The organism is Chitinophaga tropicalis, assembly GCF_009758205.1.
Taxonomy (GTDB): Bacteria; Bacteroidota; Bacteroidia; order Chitinophagales; family Chitinophagaceae; genus Chitinophaga; species Chitinophaga tropicalis.
Window position 1 is genome coordinate 198,621 of the sequence record NZ_WRXN01000002.1, and the last position, 17,956, is coordinate 216,576.

General features: G+C 46.2%; 10 protein-coding genes. 2 read left to right on the forward strand and 8 right to left on the reverse strand.

What is annotated here, in order from left to right; translation table 11 throughout:
• Positions 1–37: 37 nt before the first annotated feature.
• Both GO493_RS06665 and GO493_RS06670 read right to left on the reverse strand, forming a co-directional pair.
• The gene (locus GO493_RS06665) at positions 38–1,123 is read right to left on the reverse strand and encodes an alpha/beta fold hydrolase (RefSeq protein ID WP_157305359.1); all 1,086 of its coding nucleotides are present in this window, start codon (positions 1,121–1,123) and stop codon (positions 38–40) included.
• Positions 1,124–1,171: 48 nt separating this feature from the next.
• Positions 1,172–1,576: a T9SS type A sorting domain-containing protein gene (locus GO493_RS06670; protein ID WP_157305360.1), complete on the reverse strand. Its 405-nt coding sequence runs from the start codon at positions 1,574–1,576 to the stop codon at positions 1,172–1,174.
• 254 nt (positions 1,577–1,830) lie between these two features.
• Between GO493_RS06670 and GO493_RS06675 the strand changes: the two genes are divergently transcribed.
• Both GO493_RS06675 and GO493_RS06680 read left to right on the forward strand, forming a co-directional pair.
• Positions 1,831–2,871, forward strand: coding sequence for an NAD(P)-dependent alcohol dehydrogenase (locus GO493_RS06675; RefSeq protein WP_157305361.1), 1,041 nt, complete (start codon positions 1,831–1,833; stop codon positions 2,869–2,871).
• 429 nt (positions 2,872–3,300) lie between these two features.
• The gene (locus GO493_RS06680) at positions 3,301–4,443 is read left to right on the forward strand and encodes a papain-like cysteine protease family protein (RefSeq protein ID WP_157305362.1); all 1,143 of its coding nucleotides are present in this window, start codon (positions 3,301–3,303) and stop codon (positions 4,441–4,443) included.
• Between the two features lie 125 nt (positions 4,444–4,568).
• Here the strand turns inward: GO493_RS06680 and GO493_RS06685 are convergent, their stop codons facing one another.
• The 6 genes from GO493_RS06685 to GO493_RS06710 all read right to left on the reverse strand — a co-directional run bounded on the left by GO493_RS06685 (position 4,569) and on the right by GO493_RS06710 (position 17,901).
• Positions 4,569–9,941 (reverse strand): CHAT domain-containing protein, encoded by a 5,373-nt coding sequence (locus GO493_RS06685; RefSeq protein WP_157305363.1) that lies wholly within the window; start codon positions 9,939–9,941, stop codon positions 4,569–4,571.
• Positions 9,942–9,950: 9 nt separating this feature from the next.
• Positions 9,951–13,571: a response regulator gene (locus GO493_RS06690; RefSeq protein WP_157305364.1), complete on the reverse strand. Its 3,621-nt coding sequence runs from the start codon at positions 13,569–13,571 to the stop codon at positions 9,951–9,953.
• A gap of 12 nt (positions 13,572–13,583) precedes the next feature.
• The gene (locus GO493_RS06695; protein ID WP_157305365.1) at positions 13,584–14,669 is read right to left on the reverse strand and encodes an AAA family ATPase; all 1,086 of its coding nucleotides are present in this window, start codon (positions 14,667–14,669) and stop codon (positions 13,584–13,586) included.
• 23 nt (positions 14,670–14,692) lie between these two features.
• Positions 14,693–15,985, reverse strand: coding sequence for a DUF4062 domain-containing protein (locus GO493_RS06700; RefSeq protein WP_157305366.1), 1,293 nt, complete (start codon positions 15,983–15,985; stop codon positions 14,693–14,695).
• Positions 15,986–16,376: 391 nt separating this feature from the next.
• Positions 16,377–17,165, reverse strand: coding sequence for a hypothetical protein (locus GO493_RS06705; RefSeq protein WP_157305367.1), 789 nt, complete (start codon positions 17,163–17,165; stop codon positions 16,377–16,379).
• A gap of 7 nt (positions 17,166–17,172) precedes the next feature.
• Positions 17,173–17,901 carry an MIP/aquaporin family protein gene (locus GO493_RS06710; protein ID WP_157305368.1) on the reverse strand — a complete coding sequence of 243 codons (729 nt, stop codon included), beginning with the start codon at positions 17,899–17,901 and terminating at the stop codon, positions 17,173–17,175.
• Between the last annotated feature and the right edge of the window lie 55 nt (positions 17,902–17,956).

A 17,956-nucleotide genomic window follows, 5' to 3' on the forward strand; every position in this document is an offset into this window, starting at 1 on the left:
TTGCCGAAGACAAAAGCGATTCTTTGAGCAATTTCTACTACAATTCTTTCACTGCCAGTGGCCTCAGATATTCCAGTAATGTTACCAGTAACTTCCCCGGCTCCTCAAAGGGCAGAAGATGCGAAGAATTTTCGAACCAGATACCTTTTTTCACAGGTGCTTTCAACTTATTTAACCATGCTTCTGTCGGCTCGGAAGGCGTCGTATAATCATGCCGGCCCATAAACATGAATACAGGAATAGGAAACTCTTTAACCGGCTTAAAATCTACCTCAAGAAATTCCGGCAGTACACGCCATAAAGTAAACACGTTGCCCTGATCTATAGCATCGACATCTTTTTTATCGTATTCAGGAGACAACAGCGGGCCATTAAAGAAATACATCGACTCATGCCTGTACGCACTCAACCCGCCATAATACTGCGCCCATTTTCTCGCTGTAATGATCCGCTCCCTCGTAATAGCCTGATTACCCGGATAAGGGGATATGGATTTCAACTCCGCCAGTGCCGTATCATTTTTGAATTTCTTCGCCTGTTCAATGGCATATTCAACACTTACACGCTCATTGTCCCTTACGTTTATCACCTGACCTATACCCGCATAGGCATAGAAAAGGTCCGGACGTTTCAAGGCCGCTTTCATGGCAATAATGGTACCCCAGCTATGTCCCACCAGCAATACTTTCTTCTTATGATACCGTTCCCGGACATAGGCAGCTATTTCAATGGCATCATTAACATATGAATCGATCTTAATGGTATTAGCTATAGAATCAGGATTAACAGTAAGATAGGTCCTGCCGGCGCCACGCTGGTCCCAGTTTACAACCGTGAAGTATTCCTCTATAGGACGCTGGAACATCCACATCACGGGCGACATTGGAGAAGCAGGGCCTCCATGCACAAACAGTATAACAGGATTATCCCTGTCCTGCCCGCGAACATATACCCATTGAGGAATACCACCAATGGTAGCCTGGTAGGTTTCCTGTATACCTTTAGGATTGACAATTTTTCCCAGATCGGCTATTACATTCCTTCCCTTATCCTGCGCAGCCATCAGTAGAGGCAAAACAGAGAGGCAGATCAGCAGTTGCGCTTTCTTGTATATGGTTTTCATTAGCCTAAAGATAGTATTCATTCCGGGAAAAAAACTAAAGAGGAACGGCTATCGTGCAAGCACTACTTTCTTTGATACAGTCCCGTCTGAAATAATATACGTTCCGTTCGCAAGATTGGAAGGCAATGGAACTTCCAGCCGGTTATATCCCCTCGTTATACCATACTTCTGTATCAATATGGCTTTTCCCGTCATATCAAATACACCGATGATCCTGTCTTCTTCCCCCGTGCCCGTTGTTTCCACATAGACTGTACCGGTAGAAGGAACAGGGTACAGGTACATTCTGCCAGGCATGGCGTCCCGGCTTGTTGCTGTAAGAACAGGAAGAGTCCTGCTATAGCCATAAAAAGAGTTCTTGAGTGATATCATACCGGTCGTATCTGCCGGTGGATTACCCATAGCTGTAAACGCAAAAAGTGGGCATAACAAAACGAATAATACTTTTTTCATAGACTTACGGTTTAGTGTTTGAAAACTATAAAGCCGCGCAAATAAGAAGGAATGGCATGTTCACTGTTACTAAACATATATGATAGCAAAGCGTATGCCTGAGATCCTGCTAAACACCTTAATTTCTGATTAAAAGTCCCGTACATTGATTTCCTCAGCCCGCAAGGATGTTTGAATTTTATAATTTTTACTTTGAATCAGTTAACTCCTTTAAATTCCACATGTTATACCTTTGCCGGGTAAATCTGTAAATTATGATACAAGCCAAAGGATATGCAGCGCAGAATGCAGAGACCGATTTAGCCCCCTGGGGATTTGAACGCAGGGAAGTTGGACCTCACGATGTTCAGTTAGAGATATTATACTGTGGAGTATGTCATTCAGACCTTCACCAGATTAAGAATGACTGGTTCCCGGGATTATTCCCCATGGTACCGGGACATGAAATAGTAGGCAGGGTGATCAAAGTTGGTGACCATGTTAAAAATTTTAAAGTAGACGATCTGGCCGGTGTTGGCTGTATGGTAGATTCCTGCCAGGTGTGTGAAAACTGTAAGGAAGGACTGGAACAGTATTGCCTGGAAGGAAATACCCAGACGTATAATAACCTGGACAGGAGCGGAGTGCCCACTTACGGCGGTTATTCAAACACTATCGTTGTGCGTGAGGAATTTGTACTTCATATCTCAGACAAATTATCCCTGGCAGCTACCGCACCATTGCTTTGCGCCGGTATTACCACGTATTCCCCTTTACGCCACTGGAAAGTAGGAAAAGGACATAAACTGGCTATTCTCGGCCTCGGCGGACTCGGGCACATGGGTGTTAAATTCGGTGTCGCCTTCGGTGCTGACGTTACAGTACTGAGCACATCTCCATCAAAAGAAGCAGCTGCCAAAGCACTGGGAGCTCATCATTTTGTAGTTACTTCCGATCCCGCACAACTGGAAGCAGTAAAAGGTTCGTTTGACTTTATACTGGATACCGTTTCGGCAGAGCATGACATGAACCTGTATCTCTCATTGCTGAAAACCAACGGAACACATATCTGTGTAGGTGCTCCTTCAGAACCAATGTCTATTCATACGTTCTCCCTGCTCCTGGGGCGTAGAAGCGTTGCCGGTTCCGGTATCGGTGGCATAAAGGAAACTCAGGAAATGCTGGATTTCTGTGCTGAACACAATATCGTTTCAGACATTGAGATCATCGATATAAAGAATATTACAGCAGCATACGAAAGAATGCTGAAAGGCGACGTGCGCTACAGGTTTGTAATAGATATGGCCACACTTTAGCCCTTTTTCAAAAGCATTCTCCTTCTCTTAAAAAGAGGTTTCACCCAAGGTGAGACCTCTTTTTTTTACTTCAACTCCACCTTTCAGGCACCTTTCAGGCATGTCTTAAGCATGTCTTAAGCATGTCTTAAGCATGTTTAATGTATGTATTGCGGTAGCTATTCTGCACCCCCGGTATAATCCTGATATAGGTTTACACTTCTGTTAGATAATCCTGTTTGAGGTTTGCAATTGTTGCTTTAAATCCTGTAATTGGTTTACAGGGTTCTTTTTCTATGTTGCAGTCATCCTCATGAAGGTTATTTTAATAATATGTAAAAACTTGTTTATATTGTTCTTGAAAGCCGGAAATCCCTTACATTTGTCCTCCACGAACCATTAAGCGAAAGACTGGAATACCGTTTTTCTCAACCCCAAACTATATAGATTATGAGCTTCACCAATCTGAAGGAACAGGTTATCCTCAAGCCTGTAGTACAGGAATTGAACTTCCTGAACAACTTTTACCAGAGCACTGTTCTTCCCTTCAACATGGAACATCAGACACAGACCAACTGGTGCTGGGCAGCTACCTCAAAAAGCGTATCCTATTTTTACGCCAGCCTGCTGAATCCATGGTCTCAGTGTAAGATCGCTTCCGCTGAGCTGAGCCAGACCTGCTGCACCTCCCCGGTGCCCGGCCCCTGTAATGTACCCTGGTACCTGGACAGGGCGCTTAAAAGGACCAACAACTTCGTAGCTTTGAAAGGAACAATGAGCTGGGAAGATGTAAAAGATGAAATAGACAAAGGACTGGTAGTAGGAACACGCATTGGCTGGTCAGGTGGCGGCGGACATTTCATGTGCATCTATGGTGTATCAAAGATCCTTAACACCAAGTACTTCCACATTGATGATCCTATCTATGGTAAAAGCGTGCTGACCGTCAGCCAGTATTCAACCAACTACCAGGGAAGCGGTAGCTGGACACACAGTTACATCACCAAAAAACATTCTTATTTCATGTGGCTCAAAGACCTCGTATTCAAGCCGGAACTACTCAAACCCATCCCTGAGATCAGGCCTTTATTACGCATGCAGCGTCCTAACCTGAAGCTGGAGAAAAGCCCGGCAGAAATGGAACTGAGTTTCCCTCATCACACATATGTCGTATCTCTCAAGGATATTGACAAAAGCATAAAAATACCCGCAGAACCAAGTTCCCTGCGCATTATAGAAATGGAAGAAAAGAATCCTGTAGCGCTTTATGATCTTTCTACAGCAGCTGAAGCACCGCAACTGCTCCAGGTAAGTACTGACGATGACTACCTGAACCGCATAGAAAATGGTATGGAAAAGATCAAAACCAGCCTGCGGGATAAAGAAGTGGAAGGAGAGATGCGCCTGCTTAAATTCCCGGCACTGAACCTGGAAGCATTATGGCTGTATACCGGTAACAAGAAGACTGACAGGTATTACCTGTTACGTCATTTCGGACAGGACGACGCCGTGCTCGATGAAGCCAGATTCAATGAAATTGTATTGAAACAAAAAGCAGTAGCAGAAAAACAGGATGACCTGATGGGCGCCTGATAAAGTTTCCAGCTGGCCGCAGGCCAAAAAAGCTCTCTTTCGCCCAAGGCGAAAGAGAGCTTTTTTGGTAATTTTTCTCGCTGCATAAAGTTTAAACAGATACACTCCCTGCAGGCTATAAAAGTTCAGATCATCTTCTCCAATTGTATTTTTATCTTTTCAAGCATCTCTTTAAGGGTCGTATCCTGCAACGGACTAACAGCATCCATCAAAAAGTCATAGTATTCTATTTCTCCCATTCTCTTACCTTTCGACCCTGCCTTATTCCATGTGTTCTTATAAGCATTCAGCAGATCATCCCAGGAAGCAGCTGGTGTACCTGCCACATATTTCAGTATGATCAATCCCAGCTCTATTGTTGCAATTTCAAGCAGCTGCCAGTAATCCATGTTGGCAGTAGTCCCGGTCATCAGCGTTGTTTTCAGGTCCAGCAATTTATTAATACCTGTTAATGCGCTATCCGGCAGGATATAAGAAGCATTACCCGATGTAACAGTATCCCCCCATTTCTTATCGTTCAGCAGCACCATCAGGCTGGTCAGCACCAGCCAGTTGGTCAGCGTGTATGCTTTATAGGTATTATTCTTCAAACCGTCCGCCATATAAAAATACGCAGCGGCCTGCTGGTATGCTTTCATCTTCTGAGAGGTAGTAGATAGTAGCGCCTTCCGCTTGTAGGTGCTGCCCAGCATGGTATAGCGTTCTGCCGTGCTGCCCAGCTGTATAAGCGCTTCCAGGTCACGTATCACTTCTTCCATTCTTTCCTGCAGCTCTTTACGTCTGGCATTATTAGCCTTGAAATCGATGATACATTTTTTAGCCCTTACATTACAGTACTTCTCCATCGCAGAAAATGTAAAGGAAGCATTTTCAATCTGGGTAAGGTTTTCGAACTTCAGAATAGCCAGGTCAAATTCATACATATCAGCATAGATCAGGGCCTCCAGTTCCGTAATAGCAGCATTTCTGATCCCGGCATCATCTACTGCTTTTGAAATAGCAGCTACACGGTTCAGCAGGTCAAGATGGGAGTAATTCCCCATATCCAGCTCATTACGCAGATTGTATAATTCTATCTCAGCTTCTTCTGCAATGATGAAACTATAAGTAGTGGTTTTAGCGCCATCTGCCCTGGGTCGCAAAGTATAGAAAGGATCACCATAACATTGGTAAGCGCCCCAGGTATTATTCCTTGTTTGATACTTCTGGTAAATGACCTCCCTGGCATGATGAATGGCTTCACCAAAGGTATCTCCGGCAAACATGCCTTGATAGAATTCCCGGGTAAAGTCCAGCGCTGCATTGTCATCCACCGCCCATCCTGCCACCACTACCGCCTTCACACCATTTTCAATCAGCTGTGTACCAATGTTGGCAGCCAGTTTATACCTGCTCTGATAATACTCCTCCGCTACTCCGTTCATCTGTCCCAGGTAACAGCAGTTCACAAATACCAGCTCCGGCGTAGTGCTCATCTGGCAGATCTCAAACGGAGTAAGAAAGATATGCTTACCTATTGCCATACCTGATTGCCCCGGTGCATCTTCCTTAAATATGCCATGTCCTGCCAGGTGTATGATCTTATAATCATCCTTGAAAAGCGCCTCCACTATTTCCGGCGCCGTGGCCCCGGGAAGATAGGTGGTATCATAGGCATGATCGCGTAATTGCTGATTTACCAGCACACCTTCCTGTTCAGCGCCGGATAACTGTGGCGCAAAGCCCTGCAGATCAGGATCTGCTATTACCAGTGCAGTATCCTTAACAACAGCATTGATCTTCAGCCGGTAGTTCTGGGTGGTGAGCTGACGTATCATGCCGGCATTCACGCAAAGAGGCCTTGCATTGACAGCGCTGTCCTGCAGAAGCTCCCACGGATAAGCGGCAGACCGCTTATCCAGTATCCAGTTAATATTGTTCTGTCTCTTTACCTGGTCTTTGAAATCGTTCGGGATCAGCAGCTCAAAGACAGTCCTGGCCAGCGCAGACGTCCACCTGTTGCTCGAAGATATCTGTTTCAGTAATCCCTCAATAACAGGAATACTGGTGTAGAGGTCCCTTTGCTCTTCACGGGCCCCTCCGGTAGAAGAGCTGAAATGAAGCGTATCCATACTGTCTGCCGCATCCGGATCTTTAGGCGTAAAACGGACTGTAATACGGTTCCACCATTCTTCCCCCGTTTCCGATGCCAGCCGCTGCTTCGAGCCCAGCAGCTTATTGATCCTTTTAGTGACAAGTATATTCAAAGGCCTGTTGTCTTCATTCTGTATCCTGTTCAGCACATGATAACAACTCAGTGCACGATCCTCATACTGTTCTATGAACTCAATGTTCTCCATCAGCCTGGCCTTATCAGAGAACAGCGTACGTATCTTATCATTGGCATTGCTTACCCCCTGTATAATGGCCCGGATAGAACTGGCAATAGTTAACCCGCCATACCCGGATGCTATAGCCAGGGAAGTGATGCCATTCAGCTGCGTCTGTGAAGCGTAATGCTTTGAAGAATGCTTGCTGTTCAGGTTGAGCAGGAACCTGGATACGCCCTGTTCCACCGTACGGGTAAGCATAAAGGCCGTAAGCGTACCCGGAGTGCCTAACCCCACTATAATAGCGCCTTTAAACCCACCGGGCTCGGAAGAGATGAACCCTTCAGATGTACCGATCTCCCCGGGATAAAATCCCAGTTGCAACCTTTGTTCCAGTGCATCATTCAGCAGGCCATTGATAGCCCTTTCTGCATATAGTATCCCGTCTCCGGCAAAGTGTCCTGCCAGTACAGGATAAGTGGCGTATTTGAGGTCCCCTTGCGATACGGTGACGTTGATAGGCAGTTCTCCTGTCTTAAGTTTTTCTGAACCATCTATGCCCAGTAATGTCATTTCAATACCTGAAGGAGAGAGGTCAAATGTCTCTTCTTTGGAAAGGATAAATGACCGGACTTCCCCACGTTCTGCAGGCCTGTTCCTGCCCAGCAGGTTGGTACTGCCCTGTTCCAGTATCTCCGTAATACCTTTGAACAGGCTGTCATCATTGGCAAGAGAACCATGAGATACATTGGTGAAATAAACGGCATTGGTACCACTCATTTTCCGTGGAATGCCGGAATCCCAGGTAACACTCTGGTCTCCCTCAGCCGTGCTGAGAAATACAAGCTCCTTTCCGTCACGTTTCTGCTCTATACGGTATCCGCAGAAAGTAGCCTTATCCCTTCCTGCAACATAGGAGATACGGCTGTAATCCAGGTTATCAAGCTTACTGAGGATATTGTCCCGGTATTTGCCGAATGTATCCAGGTCACTTTTATCCGGTACCGGCCAGCCCTTATCGCCAAGAGCATCCCGCATCTTTTCCCAGGTGGAAGTTTGGGCAAAATCATTATCTGCATCATTAGTAAGCGGCAACAGGTTCAGCAGCCCCGGGAAACGTGAAAAGATCCCCACCAGCTCCGGCTTCGTATGAACAATGTCGATCATGCTCAGTTTTCTGATGATCGGGTCTATTCCCATCAACACGGCCGGTATTCGGAACGACCCGCCAAGGGGACTGCCCAGGAACACGGCCTGGAAACCGGTTGACTCATTAAGACGGTCCCAGGTAGAAGTCTGCGTCAGCATAAAATCCCTGAACAGCACACCTCCCATAGAATGCGCAATGACTTTGACAGGCTGCTTGTATTCCAGCAGTTTATCTATCTTATCGCTGAAGTCCTTTGCAGATGCGTGCAGGCTTACCCTCCAGTCAAACGAAAATGTTACCACATCATACCTGGCAGAAAGGAACCTGACTATCTTTGCATAAGAGGTAGCAACAAGCGAAGTGGCCTTTACACCGCTTTCGTTTATTCCTATACGTTCCAGCTGACCGGAAATCATTCTGTAGTATTCAATCCATATCCTGCCGCTGTCATCTTCCAGGTTAGAGCCCATAATACCTGGTAGCAGCACTGCAATGGGCCTGGAGCCGGTAACGGTGTCCTGGAATACCTGCCCGCCGTCCAGGTTCAGCAGGGCATTCCTTTCCAGCTCTTTGGCAGAAGCACTGGTCCATGGCTGGAATCCTTGCACCAGCTTCCCGTTCTCTGACTGTAATGCCAGTAGCAAAGCGCCACTGGTGCTGGCATTCCTGAAATATTCAAAGTGATCTACATCAGTTCCCTCATAAAAGAAATATTGCACAGGTACCATGCCCGCATCAGGTTGTGCGGCCTTTCTCCTGGTGCCTCTGTACATGGAACTGGTATCTACTATCAGGTCATTATTACGTGTATAGAAAAGCTTGCTGGCCAGGACCACAAGCCCGCGTAGATTCACCTTCGCCTTACAATTCCCGGAAATAATGATCAGCGGATGATCTGCATCTATCGTATTATTCGGGTTGTTCAGCACCTTGATGAACGGAGATTCCGGGTTCATGGCCTCAATTCCCGGCAACACCTCTGTATCATCCTTGGTGCTGATAATAGCAGATAAGAGGTTACGGAATGCCACATATACAGGATTGGCAATGACACCAGCACCTATCCCCACAAGATTGAAAGCAACATTAAAGAAATTATCCAGCCGCCCGGAAGCCAGGGTAGTACCACCGGCAGGACATGCCACCCGTATGAATTTACGGATGAGGATCTTTTTATTACGCAGCTCAGTAGTAATATCTGCTATCAACGCTACTTCCTCAGTCCTGTTTTCCTTCTTCAGCAGGGTTATCTCTGCCTCTGTAAAACCACTGTTCCTTTCATCACAGTTACAGAAACGGGAGAGTATCTCACCTATCAAGCCGCCTCTCGAATGACTGATCAGATCAAGCGTAGCATGCTGGGGAATGGCCTTTACCAGTTCCAGCACATTCTTTAACGGAGATTCCGTCAACGTACGGTGCTGATAGGCAATGATATTGCTGCCATAGTTTTGTTTGATAAAACCCCATACACCGGACTTACTGTCTTCCGCAAGTTTGCTGAAAGAACCTTTAGTGGAAGAAGCGGTGCCATGAAGGAAAAGCAGCCAGGGCTTATCCGTCTGTTCGGGCGCAAACTTCTGCAGCTGGAAATTCTGATCAATACGGAACAACCCCGTAGCAGTTTCCAGCTGTTTATTCTCCAGATCTTCCGCCAGGCTCTTTATCTTATTACCCACTTCCTTCCTGGTAAAGACATTCAGCAGCTTCAGGGCAATATCACTGACAATGCCCCTTTCCGCTGTTTCACTTTTGATAGTGAAGGGAATTACGAAGGTCTCTTTCCCGGAACGGGTAAGGGTAGGGGCTTCAGGGAAAAGCTCCGCAAGGGTATCTGTATTACAGAGCCAGGTAGTATCATCTTCAAACACCAGCTCTATCACATTATCTTCATCGAGCGTTACTGTATGACTTTCCACAGTACCGCGAATGCTGTTGCCTATCAGGAAGGAGCGTTGAGGAATGAGCGCGTCTCCCGGCGACTGGAGCGTACTTACAAGAGGCTGATCTTCCCCGATCACTGTAATGTTATTTACCATTGCTATGCTTTAGTATTTTTTTTGAGCGTTTGAAAATTTTAGTACCGCACTTTCCAGTGCCGAAGCACCATTAAGGACTTGCACATTATATCCCATTGCTTCCTTTTTGTTTCTGTTCAGCTGCGTCCCTGAAGTATAGAAGATAAAGGATAAATAGCGGTTCATTGACTTTAGCTTCTTCATCAGTTCCATACCCGCATCAGGCCCTTCCTTATCCCTTCCTATATCAGAGATAACCAGGTAAGGCCTGTCTTCTCTGTAACTTTGCGCAAATAAACTGTAGGCTTCCTCGTTACTCGTAGCAAGCGCTACCTGCCAGCCGGCTTCCCTGAAACTGTTGATCAGTTTTGTATTATTCTCCGGGTGATCGTCCACCCAAAGTATATATTTCGTGTATGTACTATTCCCCGGGTCTTTAGACGGTTCTTGCTGCACCGGAGATTTCTCTGGTGGCCGTTCCGGCGCTTTATACTGGGTATCCGGCTTTTCCGTCGCTATAGTATCTGTAGCAGGAAGCACTGCTGTAGGTGGCACACGGCGGACGCTATCCCGTTTTTTGAACCTTTCTTTCACGATGATGTCCTTTGCAATTACAGGGCTGGCTGCACTGACCGGTACCCTGATCGTGATAGCCCAGTTCCGCCTGTTGTTATTTGCTGCGGGGTCCTTCTCCGCAGTAATGTTCCTGTTAAAGGTACGGTTAATGATCTCTGCACTCTGCCAGGCCTGGGCCATAAAACTGGTATCATAACAGATCACCTTAAACCCTGTATCCTGGTCTTCGGTCTGCACTAAATTCACCTGGAAGTTGGCAGGCAGCAACCCTTCAATGGTACGGGCAGTTTCTTCAGCAGAAATATCATAATACAGGTTAACACGTACGGGATCTGCCTTGTCAATGACCAACCGGTAATTCGTCCTGTTGAGCTGGAAAGAATCCCTGATCAGCAGTTCTCCCTCATTCACAGATAATATCACACTGCCAAAGGAAAGACTATCTTCCATCCTGAGGTGGTTAATGATAAATGAGGTGTCTTTCAGTACCTGGAAAATCTTTGCAGAATCACCTATACTTACCTGCAGGAACAGTGGCACGCTGGCAGAAAGGTTATTCCTTATATCCAGTGTCTGCGTAATAACAGCCCTCCCGGCAGTGTTCTTATTCCTGTTCCACACCGCCACATACATTGAGGTTAGTAACAGCACAAAGGCGCCCAGGGAAAGATACAGTGCCATCAGTCTCACTCCCAGTTTCCATCTCCTAAAATAATCATCAATGCCTATACTTGTATCATTATCATTCAGATAAATCCTGTTCCCTTCGTCAATATAGTTTCTCTTTAGCAGATCATGAATAATCGCCTTCTCCTTTGCAGAGATCTTTTCATTGTTATACAGCTTCTTCAGAAAGGCATTCAGTTTCCTGTGCGTGTCATATTCTGACTTGATAAGTGACGAAGGCTTAACGTCCTTTATAGCCGATAACTGCTCCAGGAGTACGCCACGTGCTATTATCTCTGTCGGCTTGTCCAGCAGGCCTAACAGTTTGATACGCAGCGTGTCCGAGATCTTTACATCATGCATCCAGCTGATCCTGCCCAGTTTAAGCAGGTTACTGTAAGTGACCATCTCATCATTCAGGGCATGCCCTATAGCTATGGTCAGATTCCAGTCCATATAGGGATAAATAGCCAGGGCGCAGACCCAGCGGAACAGCTCAGGATCATTCAGGTATTGCCGGATATTCTCTGGCTCATTAAGATGCAGGAAACGGGAGGGATAAAAAGACGGCAGCCGCGGCTGTCCATGTGCTTCCACCTGCGTGAAAAGCAGCTTATCCAGCACCAGTTGAGCAGAAATATCCGCTGGGATCACCGTAAAACCGGCTGATATTAGCAACTTTTCTTTTTTATCCCAGTCTTCAGGCGCATGCCCTGTCACAAAAATCTTCTTTTTCCATGGAGACAGCTTTTCCATTACCCGGCTTTTCAGCTTCCCTTTGATAGGATACATAAAATGCCGGGCATCCCCGAAAATAAAGAGCGCCGCCTGCCCGTACAAAGTCGCCAGCCTGTCTATTGGTATATTCCTGTGATTAAGTTTTTCATTGCTCAGGAACAGCGGCTCCTTATAATATTCATATACCGTCACGTTTACCTGTTCCCGTTGCAGCTTACGAAGAAAGTACTCATAGAGCCTGGTTATATGACTGTTATGATATTCCTTATCCAGAAGGATAAGATAATCAGACGGCTGAGCTACCGGTGTAAAGCTCAGCTGTGGCAGTCCGCCATAGGCAATTGTGGAATAGACGGTTTTACGGATGTTGAGCTTATAATTGTCGCTTATCTGTCTCTTGCGCAGCACATCTGCCAGTTTATTCAGCCCCTGTTCGGGATTAATAAGATGCTCCTGCTCATTAAAGACGATGGAATGGGGTTCCTCTTTACCTCCTGGTGACGGCTTGGGGGCCGATGTCCTTTTACTGTACCAGGAATATACTATTACCGAAAATAACAGGGGGATCAGGAACAAGGCCCATATACCGGAATAAGGGGGCGGATCAGGAATGATCAGCGGTTCTCCCGGAAGCATAGCTGCCGTTACCGGTGGCACCTCCTGTAGCGTGGCGGAAAAAGCGTCCGGCCCGCAGTGAGGCCCCGCACGGCTAACTGTAAGCCGGATGGCATTATACTTCTCTGCCGGGGTATTGTATACCAGCTCTTTCGAAGAAGAAACCAGGCTGTCATTAACATACCAGCTATACCTGTATTGCTGGCTGTCTGCGGTGGGATTACGAAGCTCCGGTATGTAATGTTTCAATATCTTCCGGCTATTCGTACTAACAGTACGGGAGGCTTTTGCCGGCTTACCGGAAGCATTATTCCCTTTGGAGGGAGAAGCTGCGGATAACGTGCCGGCGGGTGCGGAAGAGACAGATCGTATATAGACCCCTGGTAAGGTATCGCAAAGCACGTTCATCAGCAATGTATCAGACAGCAGCTCTTTCCCATCACCATTTGTAAGCGTTACAAAAACCGGATAAATACCTGTCGTATCAAAGGTTGGAGTGATTTTCCACGGACCGGCAATAGTGGTGTCCAGCAATTGCCAGGTCACTTTATATTGAGGTAGAACAGTATCATTTACTTGCCATGCAATGGTGACAGGGCGATGAATAACAGTAGGATTAGGGGCAAAGAATTTGCCGGAAAAACGGACTATTGGGCGGGACATAGACAGGTAGTATATACCTGCCAGTATTAATACCGCAAGCAATATACCTTCTGCCTTAATACGCCGCAGAAATGGTTTTCGCGGAGGGGGTACGATGGGTTTTTCAGGCCCGGGTCCTGTGGGGGGAATAACGCCTGCTCTGATAATATCTGTCCCTGCATTTTCAAGAATGGAATAAACCTCTTCCTGCTCTTCTTTATTTCTGCAGATAACGGGAGCTATCAGAAAGCGCAGTTTGTAAAAGGAATCATATTTCTGCAGGTCAGCCCTGCTCAATACTTTATACAGATCTATTGCAGCAGCCGCATTTACACGGATACCTTCGCCTTCAAGAAGCGCAATCAGCGTCCTGACGCTGTTCATAATATGCTGATCCGGGGCTGCTTTTTCCAAAGTAAGAACAGATTAAAGGGGATATTCCTGTTTCAGCCGGTAGAGGTCATTCTCGCTTTTAGCCAGCGCCGGAAGAGAGAAATGCAATGTCCTTCTTTCATCTTCCTCCAGCTTACTGAAATTAAGCTCTTTCTTCAGCAGTCCCCTGGCCACCAGTGTCTTGATCCACTCCAGCAGCTCAGCCGTGGCGGGAGGTTTGTCTTTTATCAGGTCTTTAAGCCTCCTGAACTCTTCCACCAGTGAGGTCATGTTCTTTTCAGCATGCTGGTATAATTCCTTATGACCAGGATCATTCCTGTTATATGTTTCCTCCAGGTATGGCGTTATCCTGGATTCCACGATCTTTATCAGCTCCGGCGGCTCAGGGTAGGGAATATGATAGAAGAGACATCTGCGTAGAAAAGCATCCGGCAACGCCTTTTCAAAGTTACTGGTCATTATTATCAGCACCCGCGCGTTGCTGCTCTCCTGCATTTTAACGTACTTGTTCATCAGTTCACTGATGTAGAACTCCATGTGCTCAATTTCATTCAGCAGATCGTTCGGAAAATCCCGTGGAGCTTTATCTATTTCATCTATCAGCACTACAGAGCTGCGTGGCTCAGGCAATACCTGTTTCTGAAAATCGGCCAGCAGCTGCAGGTCGGAAAGATTAGGATCTGCTATGATCTGTGCGCTGCCGATAGATTGTAAAATAGCGCTGCCCAGGGCATTCATTTTCAGATATGCATGAGCTGTAGCGCCCTGCTTCTGTTTATCCAGTTCATCTATATATTTCTTCTGGAAATGACGGACAGCATCATATGAATAGAAGAGGTCTGTGGCAGAGCTCGTGGTTTTGGTATTGAAGATAAAAGGCTTTCCCAGGAAAGGAGCACATTCCGCATTCCCGCCTTTCGTCGTTTCATACAGCATATCAGCGATCTTATAAGCCAGCTGTGTCTTCCCTGTTCCTGGCGCGCCGGTAAGCAGCAATGGCTTACCCAGCCAGATAGCCATCTGGATAGCTGTTTCCAGTCCCTCATTATGGAGGATATAATTCTTTGGTGACTTGTCAGCATTGCTCTTAATGCTTTTCAGGTCAAATTCCCTGGTCATATGGGGTTATTTTAAAATGAAGATTATAGTTTCATCAGTATATTCCGGAGAGGAAGCTCCAGGTCGCTCAGGTAGAAGTCCGGATCAGGCCCCGGCAGCAGATCATGCAGTAATTTTTCCTGGACATTGGGGTTGTCCTCTATCTCAAAATCGGTCATCCAGTCTTTGATCTCATTCCTGTTGATCCGCGTTAATTTAATGGGAGTGGCGCCGTACCTGATGCTTTTGATCTTGTCTTCAAATTGTGCAAAGGTCATATCAGCACATTCACTATAACTTACTGTCCCTATGAAGAAGATCTTCTTCGATGTTTTAAGTGTGGCATTTACCTGGTCATATTTCTCATAAAATGCTGATATATTTTCGTTGAGCTTGTCATTTTTCCAGTAAAAGCTCTTGATCTCCCAGGAAATGATGAGACAGTCGTAATTAAGCTCATCCATGACAGATAGTACTTTTTCCACGCTGACATCCAACGGGTCTTTCAGCTTGAACTTCTTCAGTTCAGCATTCCTGTTCCACTCTTCTTTAATAGCGCATCTCATTGAGAATTCCAGGTCGTCAAAATCACTGTTATCCAATATAGTTGGGTAGATGAAGAGGTCAAGTGTACGGATGTCGCTTTCTATGCATTCCAGCCCTATCCTTTTTACAAAGAAGTGGGCCATATCTTTTTCATGACTGTTAATCAGGAAGAACTGTATGGCTTTATTGATCTGACGGCCTTTCTGGAACGTATAGTTCTGTGATCTCCTGTCACAGAAATAGATCTTATCCAGGTTCTCTTCCCTGGAAGCGTATATTTCTGTAAAGAACTTATTAAAAATGGCTTGTTGTACCTGGAAACAGAGGTGATAAGCATCTGTGAAGCCATCCGGATGAGTGAGCTTTGCCAGTCGTACTTTTTCTTTAAAAGCCAGCAGCTTTTGTTTCTTTTCCGCCAGTAACGCCGCGTCTGGGTCACTGTCTTCTTCAAATACCTGTTTTTCATCCGCCAGGAAAGTAAGGATGATCTTATTATGGCTCACGGCTGTTTCATATTCCATTTCCGTAATGGAGAACCTCCCTGGGTTTTTAGTGGTATCCGGCGGAATAAAGCCATAGCGTTTAGCTACAATAAGAATGTAAATGTCGCACTTCGCCACATCCTCCACACATTTGTCTGAAGGTTGTATATCATCAGCAACATATCCTTCCATGCTTATCAGGCTGAAACTATCAGGCATTTTGCCGGAAAGAAAGAAATTAATAACTCTGGCCCTATAGTCGGCCAGGTCCCTGTAGGTAGACGAGATATATACTTTGTGCCTGTCCATCGGCTTACTGGGGTTAGATAAGCGATCTGATATATTACTAAGTTACATAACTTTTCTAATACTTTTAGCGGCTACAGGCCCAATTCCCATCATTAAAAAAGATCAGCCGCGCGCAGCGCAAAAAAAAACTCAAAAACCGGGTTTTGCCGAAGGCGAAACCCGGTTTTTGAACAATTAAAGAAATTCAAACCAGGCACTATCCGGTTTTTCGCCGCAAGGGCAACGGCGATTACCCTATCCTGGTTCCCGCCGTCCCGTTTGGTTACCCCGCAAGCATTATGTGTAACAGGTCCTTTTCTTAAAGTTGCCCGAAAGTAGTTTATCCGGGCTTCCGGGCATATGATCATCATCAGAGAACTGCGTGATATATGCCCGGATAACCCGGATAGCGCTAAAACAGGTTAGCGACAAGCTGTAATCCCCCGATCTTTTTCTCAGGATTGAACATGACTGTGGCTGACACCGGCATATGATAGCTGAATATAACAAGATCTTTATTCAGGGTAATTCCTGCATTCACAATATTGGGCTTATTCCCGTAAAAATTCTGCTCTCTTCCAAAAGCAAACCCACCGCCCACAAATACATGCAGGTTATAATCAGCCTGCTTCCAGAGCACCTGGTCCAGCTGCACATAGTTGGAATAAGCATTGGCCCTGTCTCCATTCTCTTTTACATAAGTGTCCCTTCCTGCTACAATGGTATTCCAGCTTACTGTCAGCGGTAGTTTCATATTGAAGCTATAAGCTACACCAACATCTACAAAATGTGAAGTAGTGCTCCGTTTATAGTCAAACAGGCTGGCATTGGGAAAATCCGTAAAGTTATTGATATCCCAGATAGCGGCACTGAATCCTCCTTTTGTATATTTCAGGTAATAGTCAAACTCCTTATACGTACCATCAAACCCTGCGCCTCCCCAGAACCCTGCCTGAAAACTACCATCTTTGGAAAGATAGTGTACATCAATATCTGATATGGGAGCATTGGATACCCTGAACCCGCGCCAGATGTATATATTCCTTACCTGTAAGTTGACATTGAATGGTTTGTATGGTTTAGCGGGAGTTTCTTTCTTTTGAACAGTAGAATCCTGTGTATTGAGCGTCTGGGCATTCACATGAAGGCATAGCACTGCCAGGCAGGCTGTAAACAGCCCTGCAAACATCATCTTTTTCATAAAACGGTCAGTTTAGAAGCATATAAAGGAAAGCAGCCACGATAGCGCCGGAGATAGGAGCAAGCACCGGTATCCAGGCATATCCCCAGTCATTACCGGCTTTATTACGGATAGGCAGCGCTGCATGTACCAGGCGGGGGCCAAGGTCTCTTGCCGGGTTAATGGCATATCCTGTGGTACCGCCCAGGGAGAGCCCTATCACCCATACCACGAAAGCCACAGGCAATGCGCCGACTGAGCCAAGCCCTATGGGATCATGACTGGAAGTGATCTCTGCTCCGGTTATGTAGAAGATGGAGAAGATCAGTACAAACGTGGCAATCAGTTCACAGATAAAATTAATAGGCAGGTTGCGTTTAGCAGGAGCAGTACAGAAAGCAGCAGCTTTCAGACCTGCATCTGCTGTGTCATCAAAATGATCTTTATGCATCAGCCATACCAGGAAAGCCCCGGCCATAGCGCCAATGAGCTGCGCCAGGATATAACCGGGAACGGCTGCCCACGCAAACTTGCCGGCAACGGCCAGGCCTATGGTAACAGCAGGGTTCAGATGCGCTCCGCTTACAGGGCCGGCAATGATCACACCCACAAATACCGCCAGCGCCCATCCTGTGGTGATCACTATCCAGCCGCCTCCATTTCCTTTTGTATCTTTTAAGACTACATTGGCAACCACGCCATTACCCAGGAGGATGAGGACCATAGTGCCAAGAAGTTCTGCAATAAACGGTGTCATAATTTTAAGATTTTAGATACTGTCTCAGTTTGGCCCGCCGGGATAAGCTGAGACA

What these genes read in the sequence shown, in the direction of transcription:
- GO493_RS06675 (WP_157305361.1), top strand. Translation starts at nt 1,831, where the DNA reads ATGATACAAGCCAAAGGATATGCAGCGCAGAATGCAGAGACCGATTTA.
- GO493_RS06710 (WP_157305368.1), bottom strand. Translation starts at nt 17,901, where the DNA reads ATGACACCGTTTATTGCAGAACTTCTTGGCACTATGGTCCTCATCCTC.
- GO493_RS06665 (WP_157305359.1), bottom strand. Translation starts at nt 1,123, where the DNA reads ATGAAAACCATATACAAGAAAGCGCAACTGCTGATCTGCCTCTCTGTT.
- GO493_RS06680 (WP_157305362.1), top strand. Translation starts at nt 3,301, where the DNA reads ATGAGCTTCACCAATCTGAAGGAACAGGTTATCCTCAAGCCTGTAGTA.
- GO493_RS06700 (WP_157305366.1), bottom strand. Translation starts at nt 15,985, where the DNA reads ATGGACAGGCACAAAGTATATATCTCGTCTACCTACAGGGACCTGGCC.
- GO493_RS06670 (WP_157305360.1), bottom strand. Translation starts at nt 1,576, where the DNA reads ATGAAAAAAGTATTATTCGTTTTGTTATGCCCACTTTTTGCGTTTACA.
- GO493_RS06695 (WP_157305365.1), bottom strand. Translation starts at nt 14,669, where the DNA reads ATGACCAGGGAATTTGACCTGAAAAGCATTAAGAGCAATGCTGACAAG.
- GO493_RS06685 (WP_157305363.1), bottom strand. Translation starts at nt 9,941, where the DNA reads ATGGTAAATAACATTACAGTGATCGGGGAAGATCAGCCTCTTGTAAGT.
- GO493_RS06705 (WP_157305367.1), bottom strand. Translation starts at nt 17,165, where the DNA reads ATGAAAAAGATGATGTTTGCAGGGCTGTTTACAGCCTGCCTGGCAGTG.